The organism is Piscinibacter sp., from assembly GCF_050175855.1.
Classification (GTDB): domain Bacteria; phylum Pseudomonadota; class Gammaproteobacteria; order Burkholderiales; family Burkholderiaceae_C; genus Piscinibacter.
The window spans coordinates 1-14,049 of record NZ_JBFXIO010000087.1 but is presented as its reverse complement, the minus strand read 5'-3'; the positions used below and the strand labels follow the sequence as shown (position 1 = coordinate 14,049).

18 protein-coding genes are annotated in these 14,049 nt (G+C 68.7%); 14 read left to right on the top strand and 4 right to left on the bottom strand.

Annotation, left to right across the window (positions count from 1 at the left end; translation table 11 throughout):
• Window positions 1-410, bottom strand: a 410-nt coding sequence (locus AB7U92_RS09060; protein ID WP_428575858.1) for a tRNA (cytidine(34)-2'-O)-methyltransferase, incomplete at its 3' end; no start/stop codon positions are given.
• Window positions 411-460: 50 nt separating this feature from the next.
• Entirely contained in the window at window positions 461-1,159 is a 699-nt protein-coding gene (locus AB7U92_RS09055; RefSeq protein WP_428575857.1) for a ComF family protein, read from the bottom strand.
• 22 nt (window positions 1,160-1,181) lie between these two features.
• Between AB7U92_RS09055 and AB7U92_RS09050 the strand changes: the two genes are divergently transcribed.
• The 8 genes from AB7U92_RS09050 (at window position 1,182) to AB7U92_RS09015 (ending at window position 7,468) form a co-directional block, all read left to right on the top strand.
• On the top strand, window positions 1,182-2,105 hold the full coding sequence (locus AB7U92_RS09050) for a biotin synthase (RefSeq protein WP_428575856.1): 924 nt from the start codon (window positions 1,182-1,184) through the stop codon (window positions 2,103-2,105).
• Window positions 2,106-2,180: 75 nt separating this feature from the next.
• Window positions 2,181-2,741 (top strand): DUF2244 domain-containing protein, encoded by a 561-nt coding sequence (locus tag AB7U92_RS09045; RefSeq protein ID WP_428575855.1) that lies wholly within the window; start codon window positions 2,181-2,183, stop codon window positions 2,739-2,741.
• Between the two features lie 26 nt (window positions 2,742-2,767).
• Window positions 2,768-3,943, top strand: coding sequence for a cytochrome c oxidase subunit II (coxB, locus tag AB7U92_RS09040; RefSeq protein WP_428575854.1), 1,176 nt, complete (start codon window positions 2,768-2,770; stop codon window positions 3,941-3,943).
• Window positions 3,944-3,967: 24 nt separating this feature from the next.
• The gene (ctaD, locus tag AB7U92_RS09035) at window positions 3,968-5,599 is read left to right on the top strand and encodes a cytochrome c oxidase subunit I (protein WP_428575853.1); all 1,632 of its coding nucleotides are present in this window, start codon (window positions 3,968-3,970) and stop codon (window positions 5,597-5,599) included.
• A gap of 7 nt (window positions 5,600-5,606) precedes the next feature.
• Window positions 5,607-5,723 (top strand): cytochrome oxidase small assembly protein, encoded by a 117-nt coding sequence (locus tag AB7U92_RS09030; protein ID WP_428575852.1) that lies wholly within the window; start codon window positions 5,607-5,609, stop codon window positions 5,721-5,723.
• Window positions 5,724-5,739: 16 nt separating this feature from the next.
• A complete protein-coding gene (locus AB7U92_RS09025) occupies window positions 5,740-6,327 on the top strand; it encodes a cytochrome c oxidase assembly protein (RefSeq protein ID WP_428575851.1) in 588 nt (195 codons plus the stop codon).
• Window positions 6,328-6,377: 50 nt separating this feature from the next.
• Window positions 6,378-6,554, top strand: coding sequence for a DUF2970 domain-containing protein (locus AB7U92_RS09020; protein WP_428575860.1), 177 nt, complete (start codon window positions 6,378-6,380; stop codon window positions 6,552-6,554).
• A 29-nt stretch (window positions 6,555-6,583) separates the two neighbouring features.
• On the top strand, window positions 6,584-7,468 hold the full coding sequence (locus AB7U92_RS09015; RefSeq protein ID WP_428575850.1) for a cytochrome c oxidase subunit 3: 885 nt from the start codon (window positions 6,584-6,586) through the stop codon (window positions 7,466-7,468).
• A gap of 60 nt (window positions 7,469-7,528) precedes the next feature.
• Here the strand turns inward: AB7U92_RS09015 and AB7U92_RS09010 are convergent, their stop codons facing one another.
• Window positions 7,529-7,750, bottom strand: a complete 222-nt coding sequence (locus AB7U92_RS09010; RefSeq protein ID WP_428575849.1) for a twin transmembrane helix small protein — start codon at window positions 7,748-7,750, stop codon at window positions 7,529-7,531.
• A gap of 42 nt (window positions 7,751-7,792) precedes the next feature.
• Here AB7U92_RS09010 and AB7U92_RS09005 point away from each other — a divergent pair, with 42 nt between their 5' ends.
• Genes AB7U92_RS09005 through AB7U92_RS08985 form a run of 5 tightly spaced genes read left to right on the top strand, consistent with a single transcriptional unit; the run spans window position 7,793 to window position 11,888 of the window.
• On the top strand, window positions 7,793-8,521 hold the full coding sequence (locus tag AB7U92_RS09005; RefSeq protein WP_428575848.1) for an SURF1 family protein: 729 nt from the start codon (window positions 7,793-7,795) through the stop codon (window positions 8,519-8,521).
• On the top strand, window positions 8,475-9,191 hold the full coding sequence (locus tag AB7U92_RS09000) for a hypothetical protein (protein WP_428575847.1): 717 nt from the start codon (window positions 8,475-8,477) through the stop codon (window positions 9,189-9,191). The genes AB7U92_RS09005 and AB7U92_RS09000 overlap by 47 nt, the downstream gene beginning before the upstream one ends.
• 4 nt (window positions 9,192-9,195) lie before the next feature.
• Window positions 9,196-10,350, top strand: a complete 1,155-nt coding sequence (locus tag AB7U92_RS08995; RefSeq protein ID WP_428575846.1) for a COX15/CtaA family protein — start codon at window positions 9,196-9,198, stop codon at window positions 10,348-10,350.
• A gap of 18 nt (window positions 10,351-10,368) precedes the next feature.
• A complete protein-coding gene (gene cyoE / locus AB7U92_RS08990; protein WP_428575845.1) occupies window positions 10,369-11,286 on the top strand; it encodes a heme o synthase in 918 nt (305 codons plus the stop codon).
• Entirely contained in the window at window positions 11,283-11,888 is a 606-nt protein-coding gene (locus AB7U92_RS08985) for an SCO family protein (RefSeq protein WP_428575844.1), read from the top strand. The genes cyoE and AB7U92_RS08985 overlap by 4 nt, the downstream gene beginning before the upstream one ends.
• 15 nt (window positions 11,889-11,903) lie before the next feature.
• Here AB7U92_RS08985 and rpoH read toward each other — a convergent pair whose 3' ends face one another.
• The gene (rpoH, locus tag AB7U92_RS08980; RefSeq protein WP_428575859.1) at window positions 11,904-12,824 is read right to left on the bottom strand and encodes an RNA polymerase sigma factor RpoH; all 921 of its coding nucleotides are present in this window, start codon (window positions 12,822-12,824) and stop codon (window positions 11,904-11,906) included.
• A 194-nt stretch (window positions 12,825-13,018) separates the two neighbouring features.
• Here rpoH and otnK point away from each other — a divergent pair.
• The coding region (otnK, locus tag AB7U92_RS08975; RefSeq protein ID WP_428575843.1) for a 3-oxo-tetronate kinase at window positions 13,019-14,049 on the top strand (1,031 nt) is incomplete at its 3' end.

The window sequence follows — 14,049 nt, the reverse complement described above, 5'->3', positions numbered from 1 at the left end:
TTGCTCAGGTTCAGGCTGCGCTGGCCGGCGCGCATCGGCAGCCGCAGGCGCTGCGCCGGCGCGAAGGATTCGCGCACAGCCTCGGGCAGGCCGGCGCTCTCGGAGCCGAACACCAGCCAGTCGCCGGCTCGCCAGGACACCTCGCCAAACAAGCGCGTGGCGCGGGTCGTGAAGGCGAAGCAGCGCGCCAGGTCCGGCTCGGCGTCGCGCAGGAACGCGGCCCACGACGCATGCCGCTGCACGCTGGCGTACTCGTGGTAATCGAGTCCGGCGCGCACCAGCAGCTTGTCCTCCATCGAGAAGCCCAGCGGCTCCACCAGGTGCAGCGTGCAGCCGGTGTTGGCGGCGAGCCGGATCACGTTGCCCGTGTTCGGCGGGATCTCCGGATGAACGAGCACGATGTTGAACATGGCGCGCCGATTGTCGGCGAAGGTATATCGGCGAAGGGATCGCGCCGGACTCAGGCCGAGCCGGGTGCCGGCGTGCGCGCCAGCACCCACAGCTGCACGCGTGCCGCGCCCGCCTCGAGCAGCGTGCGTGCCATCTCGGCGGCGGTCGCGCCGGTGGTCAGCACGTCGTCGACCAGGGCGATGCTGCGGCCTTCGAGTTCGCTGCGGCGAAGCGGCTCGACGGCGAACGCGCCACGCACGTTGGCGGCGCGCCGCTCCAGCGGCAGGTCGGCCTGGTGCGGCGTGTCGCGGATGCGCAGCAGCAGGGCCGGATCGGCGCGCGGCCCGAGGCGGCGCGCGATCTCCCACGATTGGTTGAAGCCGCGCTCTCGCAGGCGGGTGTCGCTCAGCGGTGCAGGCAGAACCCGATCGGCGGTGGTCGCGTCGATGCCCGCGCGGGCCAGCGCATCGCGCAGCAGCCCGGCCAGCGGCATGGCGAGTTCGGCTTGGCCGTGGAACTTGAAGTGCCGGATCAGGCCGTCCCAGGGCGCGACGTAGTCGAGGGTCGCGACGGTGTGCTCGAACGGCGGCGGTTCGCGAACGCACGCGCCACACAGCGCCTGGCCCGCGGGAACCGCAATCGCGCAGCGCCGGCAGCGCGGCCGCACTGCCACCAGCGCCCGGCAAGCGGTGCACAGCGCACCCCGGCCCCAGTCGTGGCACAGACTGCATTGGCCGGGCAGGGCTGCGAGCTTCGCGGCGATCGACACCGGCTCAATATACTGCCCGCCCATGAGCGACGCGCCTGCCCCCGAAGCCTCTTCGCGAGGGCTGGATGCCGTGGCCGTGCGGTCCGCGTTGCGCCGCCTGGCGCGCGAAGCCGAACCCCCCTGGCTGCATCGCGAAGTGGCGCGCCGCATGGCCGAACGCCTCGCGATCATCCGACTGCGGCCCGCAACCTTGATCGACTGGTGGGGCTGGCTGGGCGCCGGAGGTGAGCTGCTCGACGAGGCCTATCCGCAGGCGCAGCGCATCGTGGTCGAGCCCGACGAGGCGCTGCGCTTGCGCAGTGAAGCGGCGAACCATCGGCCCTGGTGGTCGGCCCGGCGCTGGCAGTCGCCGGTGCCACGGGTGATCACCGAAGGCGATCCGTTGCCGGCAAGCGCGCAGTTCGTCTGGGCCAACATGATGCTGCACGCGGTGGCCGACCCGCCGGCCCTGTTCGCGCGCTGGCAGCACTCGCTCGACGTCGACGGCTTCGTGATGTTCTCCTGCCTCGGCCCCGGCACGCTGCGCGAACTGCGTGCGCTCCACGAGCGCCTCGGCTGGGGTGCGGCCACGCCCACCTTCGTCGACATGCACGACCTCGGTGACATGCTGGTCCACGCCGGCTTCGCCGACCCGGTGATGGACCAGGAGGTGATCACGCTGCAGTGGCGCGATGCCGAATCGCTGCTGGCCGAACTGCGCAGCCTGGGCGCCAACGCGTCGCCGCGCCGCCACGCCGGCCTGCGCACGCCGCGCTGGCGCGCGCGACTCTTGAGCGAGCTCAACGCGCTGGCCGATGCACAGGGCCGCATCTCGATGAGCTTCGAGGTGGCCTATGGCCATGCCTTCCGTGCCGCACCGCGCGCACGCGTCTCAGACGTGACGAGCGTGCCGCTGGACGACATGCGCGCGTTGATCCGAGGTCGGAACGACAAGCCGGTGCGCTAAACTCTTGTAGTTGATCAAAGCACCGTCGGATCGACGTGCTTCGAGCGCAGCGCTGTCAGCAGTACGTAAGCAAGCATGTCGTTCGACGACCCGACTTCAACGCCGACGCAGGCCGCCACGAGCCGCCTGCGCTTCGGGCAGGCCTGCCAGGCCGAAGCGGGCGAGTGCTCGGTGCGGTGGGATCTTCGGCGCAACTGCAGTCTGACGCCGAGGCAGATGTTGGGGTTTTACCTGGGGCTGAGCGGCGTTTCGCTGGCCATCGCCGGAATATTCTGGTGGCTGGGGGCGAAGCTGGTCATGCCCTTCGCCTGGCTGGAGGTGCTCGCAGTTGGTTTGGCACTGCTGGTGCATGCGCGGCACGCGACGGACCGCGAGAGCATCCGGCTGCAAGGCGGCAGGTTGATGGTGGAGCGGGCCTGCGGTCCGCGCACCGAGCGGTGCGAGTTCTGCACCGAGTGGGTGAGGGTGGCATCCACGCGAGGCGACGGCTCGCTGATCGAGCTGTCGGAGCGGGGGAAGAAGGTGGTGGTGGGGCGCTTCGTGCGCCCCGAGCTGCGCGGGCAGCTCGCCGACGAGATGCGGTGGGCGCTGGCGCGGCGAGGAGACGTGCAGGGCTTCGTGCCCGGTACGGCTTGAACGGGCTCAAAACAGACGTGAAAACGATGAAGACGATCAAATCACTCCGCGCGACGCTGGCGCGGCTGGCCGTCACGGCCGGTGCGACGCTGGCCACGCAGGCCGCGCTGGCTGTCAACAGCCTGCCGGGCGGCCCGGCCGTCAACCAGCTCGACCTGCATCCGCCGGTCACGAAGATCGCCGCCGAACAGCAGTGGCTGCACTACTTCATGCTGGTGATCTGCACGGTGATCTTCATCGGCGTCTTCGGCGTGATGTTCTATTCGGTCTTCAAGCACCGCAGGAGCAAGGGCGCCAAGGCCGCCAACTTCCACGAGAGCACCACGGTCGAGATCATCTGGACCATCGTGCCGCTGCTGATCGTGATCGCGATGGCGCTGCCGGCCACCAAGGTCGTCGTCGCGATGAAGGACACCAGCGCCGCCGACCTCACCATCAAGGCCACCGGCTACCAGTGGAAGTGGGGTTACGACTACCTGAAGGGCGAGGGCGAGGGCATCGGCTTCCTGTCCACGCTCGACGTCACGCACCGCGAGATGTCCAACAGCGGCAAGCCGCCGCCGACCGACGACTACCTGCTGAAGGTCGACAACCCGCTGGTCGTGCCGGTGGACACCAAGGTGCGCATCATCACCACCGCCAACGACGTGATCCACGCCTGGATGGTGCCGGCCTTCGGCGTCAAGCAGGACGCGATCCCCGGCTTCGTGCGCGACACCTGGTTCCGCGCCGAGAAGACCGGCGACTTCTACGGCCAGTGCGCCGAGCTGTGCGGCAAGGAACACGCCTACATGCCCATCCACGTGAAGGTGCTCTCGAAGGAGGAGTACAGCAAGTGGGTCGACGGCAAGAAGAAGGAAATGGCCGCCGCGGCGGATGATCCCAACAAGGTCTGGGAGCTCGCGGCCCTGGTCGAGCGCGGCGAGAAGGTCTACGCCGCCAATTGCGCGGCCTGCCACCAGGCCAACGGCAAGGGCGCCGGCCCGATCAAGCCGGTCGATGGCTCACCCGTCGTGCTCGATGCCGACAAGACCAAGCAGATCGCGGTGCTGCTCAACGGCCAGAACAACGGCGCCATGCCGGCCTGGAAGCAGCTGTCCGACACCGAGATCGCCGCGGTGATCACCTACACGAAGAACAGCTGGTCGAACAAGACCGGCCAGGTGGTGCAGCCGGCGGACGTGCTCGCCGCCCGCAAGTAATCCGTCGAATCTGAAGGAAACGTCATGAGCGCAGTCATCGACCACCACGGCGCCCACCACGGCGACCACGCCCACGATCACGACCACCACGCGCCGCATGGCTGGCGCCGCTGGCTGTATGCGACGAACCACAAGGACATCGGCACGATGTACCTGCTGTTCTCGTTCGCGATGCTGATGGTCGGTGGCGTGCTCGCGCTGCTGATCCGCGCCGAGCTGTTCCAGCCCGGCCTGCAGATCGTCAACCCGCAGCTGTTCAACCAGCTGACCACCATGCACGGCCTGATCATGGTGTTCGGCGCGATCATGCCGGCCTTCGTCGGCTTCGCGAACTGGATGATCCCGCTGCAGATCGGCGCGAGCGACATGGCCTTCGCGCGCATGAACAACCTGAGCTTCTGGCTGCTGATCCCGGCGGCGCTGATGCTCGTCGGTTCGTTCTTCATGCCGGGCGGTGCACCGGCGGCCGGCTGGACGCTCTACGCGCCGCTGACGCTGCAGATGGGCCCGAGCATGGACGCCGGCATCTTCGCGATGCACATCATGGGTGCCAGCTCGATCATGGGCTCGATCAACATCATCGTCACGATCCTGAACATGCGCGCCCCGCGCATGACGCTGATGAAGATGCCGCTTTTCTGCTGGACCTGGCTGATCACCGCCTACCTGCTGATCGCGGTGATGCCCGTGCTGGCCGGCGCGATCACGATGACGCTGACCGACCGCCACTTCGGCACGCACTTCTTCAACCCGGCCGGCGGCGGCGACCCGGTGATGTACCAGCACATCTTCTGGTTCTTCGGGCACCCCGAGGTCTACATCATGATCCTGCCGGCGTTCGGCATCGTCAGCGCGATCATCCCGGCCTTCGCCCGCAAGCCGCTGTTCGGCTACACCTCGATGGTGTACGCCACGGCCTCGATCGCGATCCTGTCGTTCATCGTCTGGGCGCACCACATGTTCACCACCGGCATGCCGGTGACGGGCCAGCTGTTCTTCATGTACGCGACGATGCTGATCGCGGTGCCCACCGGCGTGAAGGTGTTCAACTGGATCGCCACGATGTGGCGCGGCTCGATGACCTTCGAGACCCCGATGCTGTGGGCCGTGGGCTTCATCTTCGTGTTCACTATGGGCGGCTTCACCGGCCTGATCTGCGCGATGGCGCCGATCGACATCCAGATCCAGGACACCTACTACGTGGTGGCGCATTTCCACTACGTGCTGGTGGCCGGCTCGCTGTACGCCCTCTTCGCCGGCGTGTACTACTGGGGACCGAAGTGGACCGGCGTGATGTACTCCGAGACGCGCGGCAAGATCCACTTCTGGGGTTCGCTGATCTTCTTCAACATCACCTTCTTCCCGATGCACTTCCTCGGGCTGGCCGGCATGCCGCGTCGTTATGCCGACTACCCGATGCAGTTCGCCGACTTCAACGCGATCGCCTCGGTGGGCGCGTTCGGCTTCGGCCTGATGCAGGTGTACTTCTTCTTCTTCGTCGTCGTGCCGATGATGCGCGGCAAGGGCGAGAAGGCCCCGCAGAAGCCGTGGGAAGGCGCCGAGGGCCTGGAGTGGGAAGTGCCGTCGCCGGCGCCGTTCCACACCTTCGAGACCCCGCCGCTGCTGAACCCGTCGGCCACCAAGGTGATGGGCTGAGAGACACATGAAGACCGAAGAACAGAAGAAGGCCAATCTGCGGCTCGGGCTGATCCTCGCCTCGGTGGCGCTGGCGCTGTTCGTCGGCTTCGTGGCCAAGATCGCGCTGCTCGGCACGAACTGATCCCACGGCGGTACCCATGAGCGCCAGCCCGCACGACGCCGACCCGACCCTGCGCAGCGACAACCTGCGCATGGTCGGCAAGCTCGTCGTCATCGCCGCGCTGATGTTCGGCTTCGGCTATGCGCTGGTGCCGATGTACCGGGCGATCTGCAATGCGCTGGGCATCAACGTGCTGTCGGTGGCCGAGCGCAAGGTACCGGGCAACGCGCCGAAGTCGCAGAACACGCAGGTCGACACGAGCCGCATCGTGACCATCGAGTTCGACGCCAACGTGCGCGGCCCGTGGGAGTTCAAGCCGGCGATGCGCTCGATCGACGTCCACCCCGGCGAGATGGCCACGGTGATGTACGAGTTCAAGAACGTGCAGAACCGCGCCATGGCCGCGCAGGCCATCCCGAGCTATGCGCCGCGCCAGGCGATGGCGCACTTCAACAAGCTCGAGTGCTTCTGCTTCAACGAATACCTGCTGCAGCCCGGCGAGAGCAAGCAGTGGCCGGTCGTCTTCATCGTCGACCCGAAGCTGCCGCGCGACGTGCGCACGATCACGCTGTCGTACACCTTCTTCGAGGTGGGCGGCAAGACGCCTGCGGAGCCGACACTGTGAGCGGCGACCTCAAGCAAGCGGTGCAGCGCAGGGGCTCGTTCCTGCAGACGATGAAGGCCGTGGCCTGGTCGTTCTTCGGCGTGCGCAAGTCGCGCGACTACGAGCAGGACGTGGCCCAGCTCAACCCGGTGCACGTGATCATCGCCGGTGTCATCGGCGCGATCGTCTTCATCGGCGTGCTGGTGCTTGTCGTGAATTGGATCATCGCCAGCGGAGTGGCGACGTAGAAAACTGAATAGGACCCTGAGGAGAACCCATGTCGGCAGCGACACACCACGGGCAGACGCCCTACTACTTTGTCCCGGCGCCCTCGCGCTTTCCGGTGCTCACCGCCGCCGGCCTGTTCTTGGTCATCCTGGGCGCCGGCCAATGGGTGAACGGGCACGGCTGGGGTGCCTGGGTCACGCTGTTCGGCCTGGCGATGTGGGCCTTCGTGATGCAGGGCTGGTTCCGCACCGCGATCGCCGAGAGCGAAGGCGGCCTGTACAGCGACCGCATCGATGTCTCCTTCCGCTGGAGCATGAGCTGGTTCATCTTCTCGGAGGTGATGTTCTTCGCCGCCTTCTTCGGCGCGCTGTACTGGACGCGGCTGCACGCGCTGCCCAACCTCGGCAGCCTGGAGAATGCGCTGCTGTGGCCCGACTTCAAGGCCGTGTGGCCGAGCAGCGCGCCGGGCGCCACCGGCTCGCCGGCCGGCATCGTCGAGCCGTTCCAGACCATCGGCCCGTGGCCGCTGCCGACGATCAATACGCTGTTGCTGCTGACCTCGGGCGTTACCCTGACCATCGCGCACCATGCGCTGATCGCCGACAAGCGCAGCAAGACGATCTTTTGGATGTGGATCACCGTGCTGCTGGGCGCCACCTTCCTGGTCGTGCAGGGCTACGAGTACATGCACGCCTACCGCGACCTGAACCTCAAGCTCAGCTCCGGTGCATTCGGCTCGACCTTCTTCATGCTCACCGGCTTCCACGGTTTCCATGTGTTCGTCGGCATGCTGATGCTGCTGTTCATCACCATTCGCCTGATGAAGGGCCACTTCACGCCGCAGCGCCACTTCGGCTTCGAGGGCGCCGCGTGGTACTGGCACTTCGTCGACGTGGTGTGGCTCGGTCTATACATCGTGGTGTACTGGGCCTGACGACTTCCGGCCACGCCGAGAAGAACGCCGCGCAAGCGGCGTTTTTCATTGATGCGCCGATCAGGTGCCGACCGGAATGCCCTTCGGCTGGATCCAGCCCATGTACCACGACAGCAAGATGAACAGGAACAGCGCCACCGAGATCGCCACGCGGGTGGCCAGGGCGCGCATCATGTTGCCGGTCTTGGGCTTGCCGTCGCGACCCTCGCGGAGCATGAACACGCCGGCCGAGGCGAGCGCCCCGAGGATGCCGACGAAGGCGAGTGCCATGAGGATCTTCATGCGAGCCAATTATCCGCCCCGGCGAGAGTCCGAGGGTCTTGCATGAACGGCCGCGCGCGCGGCGTCGTGGTGCTCGTCGCGGCATTGGTGGCGGCGGCGATCACGGCACGCCTGGGCGTCTGGCAGCTGTCCCGGGCAGCCGAGAAGGAGGCCCTGCAGGCCTCGCTCGACTCTCGCGGCGCGGCGCCGCCGCTGGCCGCGGCCGAACTCGCGCGCAGCGCGCAGGACGCCGCGGCCCAGCACCACCGGCGCATCTCGCTGCAAGGCCGCTGGGTGGGCGGCCGCACGGTCTACCTCGACAACCGGCCGATGGACGGCCGTGCCGGCTTCTACGTGGTGACGCCGCTGGCGCTGCCCGACGGCGACGCCGTGCTGGTGCAGCGTGGCTGGGTGCCGCGCGATGCCAGCGACCGCAGCCGCGTGCCGGAGGTCGCCACCCCCGAGGGCGTGGTCAGCGTCGAAGGGCGCATCGCCCCGCCGCCGTCGCGGCTCTTCGAGCTCGGCGCCGAGGGGCAGGGCGCGATCCGGCAGAATCTCGACCTCGACGCCTTCGGGCGCGAAACGGGCCTGCGCCTGCGGCCGCTGTCGGTGCTGCAGACCGATGCCGCCGGCGCGCCGACCGACGGTCTGCTGCGCCGCTGGCCGGCGCCCGCGGTCGACGTGCACAAGCACTACGGTTATGCCTTCCAGTGGTTCGCATTGGCGAGCCTCATCACGGGTCTGTATGTCTGGTTCCAACTCGTCCGTCCCCGGCTCCGACGCCGCACGTGAGGCGTCCTCGCCGCTGAGCTTCACCGTGCACTCGATGCCCACGCCCGGCGTCGACGACGGCGCGCGCCGCACCGCCACGGGCCGGGTGAAGATGTTGCTGATCCTGCTGGTGTGCGCTGCGCCGGTGATAGCTTCGTACTTCATGTACTTCGTCGTGCGGCCGGAAGGGCGCACCAACTACGGCGAACTGATCGACCCGCAGCGCCCGCTGCCCGAGGCGCTCGCCTTGACCGACCTGCAGGGCCAGGCGGTGCCGGCGGCCTCGTTGCGCGGCCAGTGGCTGCTGGTGGTGGTCTCCGGCGGCGCCTGCGATGCGGGGTGCGAGAAGCGCCTGTGGCTGCAGCGCCAGCTGCGCGAGACGCTCGGCCGCGAGAAGGACCGCCTCGACAAGGTCTGGCTGATCGTCGACGACCAGCCGGTGCGCGCCGAGACGCTGCAGGCGATCCGCGCCGTGGCGCCGCCCACCGTGCTGCGCGTGTCGCGCGACGCGCTGGCGCAGTGGCTGCAGCCGGCGGCGGGCCAGGCGCTCGAGCAGCACTTCTACGTGGTCGATCCGCTGGGCAACTGGATGATGCGCGCGGCGGGCGACCCCGAACCTGCCAAGTTCAAGCGCGACCTGGAGAAGCTGCTGCGCGCCTCCTCCTGGTGGGATACCGCCGGCCGCCCCTGAGAGCATGGACGCGCAACCGCTGTACGACCTCACGCCGGTGCTGCGCCTGGCGCTGCTCGGCCTCGTGCTCGCCCTCGGGCCGCTGGCCTGGGTCTGGCTGCGCCACCGTGATGCCTCGCCCGCCAAGCGGCTGCGCGCGTTGACCCTGCTGACGCTGTTCCTCACCTTCGACCTGGTGGTGTTCGGCGCCTTCACGCGGCTGTCGGACTCCGGTCTGGGCTGCCCCGACTGGCCGGGCTGCTACGGCAGCGCCAGCCCGCTGGGTGCACGCGAGGAGATCCACGCCGAGCAGAGCGTGCGGCCGAGCGGGCCGGTGACGCACGGCAAGGCCTGGGTGGAGATGATCCATCGCTACCTCGCCATGTCCGTCGGCGTGCTGATCATCGTGATGACGGTGGCGAGCTGGCGCGAGGCCCGGCAGGGCCACAGCGGCGTGTCGCCGTGGTGGGCGACGGCGGCGCTGGTCTGGGTGTGTGCGCAGGGCGCCTTCGGCGCGCTCACCGTCACGATGAAGCTCTATCCGGCGATTGTGACGCTGCACCTGCTCGGCGGCATCGGCCTGCTGGCGCTGCTGGCGGTGATTGCCGAAGTGCAGTCGCCGCGGCCGCTGGCGGTGTCGCCCGGCGTGCGGCGCGGCGTGCAGGCCGTGGCGGCCCTGGCGGTGCTGCAGGTCGCGCTGGGTGGCTGGGTCAGCACCAACTACGCCGTGCTCGCCTGCCAGGAATTCCCGACCTGCCAGGGTTCGTGGTGGCCGGCGATGGACTTCCGCCACGGCTTCACGCTGCTGCGTGATCTCGGCGAGACGAAGCAGGGCGACTACCTGCCCTTTGCGGCGCTGACGGCCATTCACTACACCCATCGCCTGGCGGCCTACGTGGTGCTCGCGGCGATGCTGGTGCTCGGCTGGACGCTGCACCGCAGCGGCGAGGCGGGCACGCGCCGCCTGGCCGTCGCGCTGCTGGTGCTGGCGCTCTGGCAGCTGGCCTCCGGCCTGAGCAACGTCGTGCTCGGCTGGCCGCTGCTGGCGGCGCTGGCCCATACGGCCGGCGCTGCGGCACTGATCGCGCTGCTGGCCGTGGCGGTGGCTCGCTCGGCGCTGGCGGGCTCCACCGGGCGCGTTGGCGCAAGGGCCACGCGGCCCGTTCGCGCGATGCTGTAGGCTCCCTGGCCCGAAATCATGTCCGAGACCGTCGCCCAACACCCCGCTGCACCGGCGTCGCTGCCGTCGCGCTGGCGCCAGTACTACGTGCTCACCAAGCCCCGCGTGGTGCAGCTGATCGTCTTCTGCGCGGTGATCGGCATGCTGCTGGCCACGCCCGGCCTGCCGCCCTGGCGCGAAGCGCTGGCCGGCACCGTCGGCATCTGGCTGGTGGCGGCGGCCGCCGCTGCCTTCAACTGCCTGATCGAGCAGCAGATCGACTCGCGCATGGCCCGCACCGCCTGGCGCCCCACCGCGCGTGGCGAGCTGACACGCACGCAGACGCTGGTCTTCTCGGCCGTGCTGTGCGGCATCGGCAGTGCGGTGCTCTACCTGTGGGCCAATCCGCTGACGATGTGGCTCACGCTGGCCACGTTCGTCGGCTATGCGGTCATCTACACCGTGGTGCTCAAGCCGCTGACGCCGCAGAACATCGTCATCGGCGGTGCTTCCGGCGCCATGCCGCCGGTGCTGGGCTGGGCCGCCATCCGCGGCGAGGTCGGGCCCGAGGCGCTGATCCTGTGCCTGATCATCTTTCTGTGGACGCCACCGCACTTCTGGGCGCTGGCGCTGTACCGCGCGGAGGACTACCGGCGTGCGGGCCTGCCGATGCTGCCGGTCACCCACGGCGCCGAGTACACGCGGTTGCAGGTGCTGCTCTACACCTTCGTGCTGTTTGCCGCCACGCTGCTGCCCTTCGTCTCGGGCATGAGTGGCTGGTTCTACCTCGCCAGTGCGCTGGTGCTTGGTGCCCTCTTCATCGGCTATGCGTGGAAGCTGTGGCGGGCCTACTCCGACCAGCTGGCGCGCAAGACCTTCCGCTTCTCCATCCTCCACCTCTCGCTGCTGTTCGCCGCGCTGCTGGTGGACCATTACCTCGGACTGCTGCTGCGATGACTTCCCGACGACTCGCCCTGATCTCGATGGCGGCGCTGCTGCTGGCCGGCTGCGACAAGCCCGGCGGCTCAGCCGGATCCGGCGCCTCGTTCCGCGCCGTCGACATCACCGGCGCCGAATACGCGCGCCAGTTGTCGATGCAGGATCCGGACGGCAAGACGCGCACGCTGGCCGACTTCAAGGGCAAGGTGACGGTGGTGTTCTTCGGCTACACCCAGTGCCCGGATGTCTGCCCGACCACCATGGCCGAACTGGCGCAGGTGAAGAAGTCGCTCGGCGCCGACGGCGATCGCATCCAGGGCGTGTTCGTGACGGTCGACCCGGACCGCGACACGCCCGAGCTGCTCAAGGCCTACATGGGCAGCTTCGACCCGAGCTTCGTGGCCCTGCGCGGCACGCCCGAGCAGACGGCGGCGATGGCCAAGGAGTTCAAGGTCTTCTACGCCAAGGTGCCGGGCAGGACCGAGGGCAGCTACACCGTCGACCACACCGCCGGCTCGTACGTGTTCGACGCCTCGGGCAAGGTGCGGCTGTTCGTGCGCTACGGCAGCGGCGCTGACGCGCTGGCCGCGGACCTCAAGACCCTGCTGGCGGCGGGCTGAACCCGCCGCGATGGCTCAGGCGGCTTCCGCCAGCGCCTTGCGCATCTTCTTCATCGCCGCCACCTCGATCTGGCGGATGCGCTCGGCCGAAACGCCGTAGTCGGCGGCCAGTTCGTGCAGCGTCATGCCGCCCGAGCTGTCGTCGTTGACCTTCAGCCAGCGCTCCTCGACGATGCGGCGGCTGCGCTCGTCGAGCGTCTCCAGCGCGCGGGCGATGCCGTCGCTGGCCAGCCAGTCGCGCTTGCGCGCTTCCAGCACGCGGGTCGGCTCGTGGGCCTCGTCGGCCAGGTAGGCGATCGGCGCGTAGGTCTCCTCGCCGTCGTCGCCGGATTGCGGCTCCAGCGCGACGTCGCCGCCGGCCAGGCGGGTTTCCATCTCCAGCACCTCTTCGCGCTTGACGTTGAGCGTGCGGGCGACCGTGTCCACCTCGGCGGCGGTCAGCGTGCTGCGGTGCGTGTCGACATCGGCGGCCTCGTCCTTGAGGTTCTGCTTCATCGAGCGCAGATTGAAAAACAGCTTGCGCTGGGCCTTGGTCGTGGCGACCTTGACCATGCGCCAGTTCTTCAGGATGTACTCGTGGATCTCGGCCTTGATCCAGTGCATCGCGTAGCTGACCAGGCGCACACCCTGCTCGGGGTCGAAGCGCTTGACGGCCTTCATCAGGCCGACGTTGCCTTCCTGGATCAGGTCGCCGTGCGGCAGCCCGTATCCCAGGTACTGGCGCGAGATCGATACCACCAGGCGCAGGTGCGACAGCACCAGCTGCCCGGCGGCCTGCAGGTCGCCGCTGGCACGCAGCCGGCGGGCGAGGCTCACTTCCTCTTCCTGCGTCAGCAGCGGCAGCCGGTTGACGGCGCTGATGTAGGCGTCGAGGTTGCCCAGCGAGGGCACCAAGGCCCAGGGGTCGCGGACGGCAAGCGCAGTGGTCGGGGTCATGTTCATGGAAGCTTCAGACATGCTGGGGCTCCTTTCGTTCCATTCATATTAGCACTCGCCGATGGAGAGTGCTGACGGCTCGCTGCCCAGGAATTGGCAAAGAAATGTGTGCGTTCGCTCACATTCTTTGCGAGACCAGAGTGAGGCGTGGCGCCGTCGCGCCTGTGCCAGACTCGCGACCCTGGAGGAGACCCATGAAACTAGGCTGCATCGCCGACGACTTCACCGGCGCCACCGACCTGGCCAACAACCTCGTGCGTTCCGGCATGCGCAGCGTGCAGACCATCGGCGTGCCCGAGGGCGCGCCGCCGCGGGGCGCCGAGGCGGTGGTGGTGGCGCTGAAGTCACGCACCATCCCCGCCGGCGAGGCCGTGGCCCAGTCGCTGGCGGCCTTGCGCTGGCTGCGCGAGCACGGCGCCCGGCAGATCTACTTCAAGGTCTGCTCGACCTTCGATTCCACCGACCGCGGCAACATCGGCCCGGTGACCGAGGCGCTGATGGATGCCCTCGGCTGCGACTTCACCATCGCGTGCCCGGCCTTCCCGGCCAACGGCCGCACCGTCTACAAGGGCTACCTCTTCACCGGCGACGTGCTGCTCAGCGAAGGCAGCATGCGCGACCACCCGCTGACACCGATGACCGACCCCAGCCTGGTGCGCGTGATGCAGCGCCAGTGCTCGCGGCGCGTCGGTCTCATCGAACACACCGTGGTGCGTCGCGGCAGCGAGGCCATCGCGCAGCGCATGGCGGAGCTGAAGGCTGCCGGCGTGGCCATCGCCATCGTCGACGCGCTGGACGACGCCGACCTGCACGCCATGGGCCGGGCGTTCGCGGCCTTGCCGGTGCTCACCGCCGGTTCCGGCGTGGCGATCGGCCTGCCGGCCAACTTCGGCCTCGCGGCGGGCGGCGACGCGGCGCAATTGCCGCCGTCGGCGGGGGCGCGGGCGATCGTGTCGGGCAGTTGCTCGGCGGCCTCCAATGCGCAGGTCGCTGCGTTCCTGGCCCGCCATCCGCAGCGCGGCTTCGCGGTTGACCCGCTGCGTATCGCTGCGGGCGATGACCTCGCTGCGGCGGCGCTGGACTGGGCAGGCAGCCGGCTGGGTGAAGAGCCGCTGCTGGTCTACGCTACCTCGGCGCCGGAGTCGGTCAAGGCGGTGCAGGCGGCCCTCGGGGTGGAGAAGGCCGGTGCGCTGGTCGAGCGCACGCTGGCGCAGGTGGCGGCCGG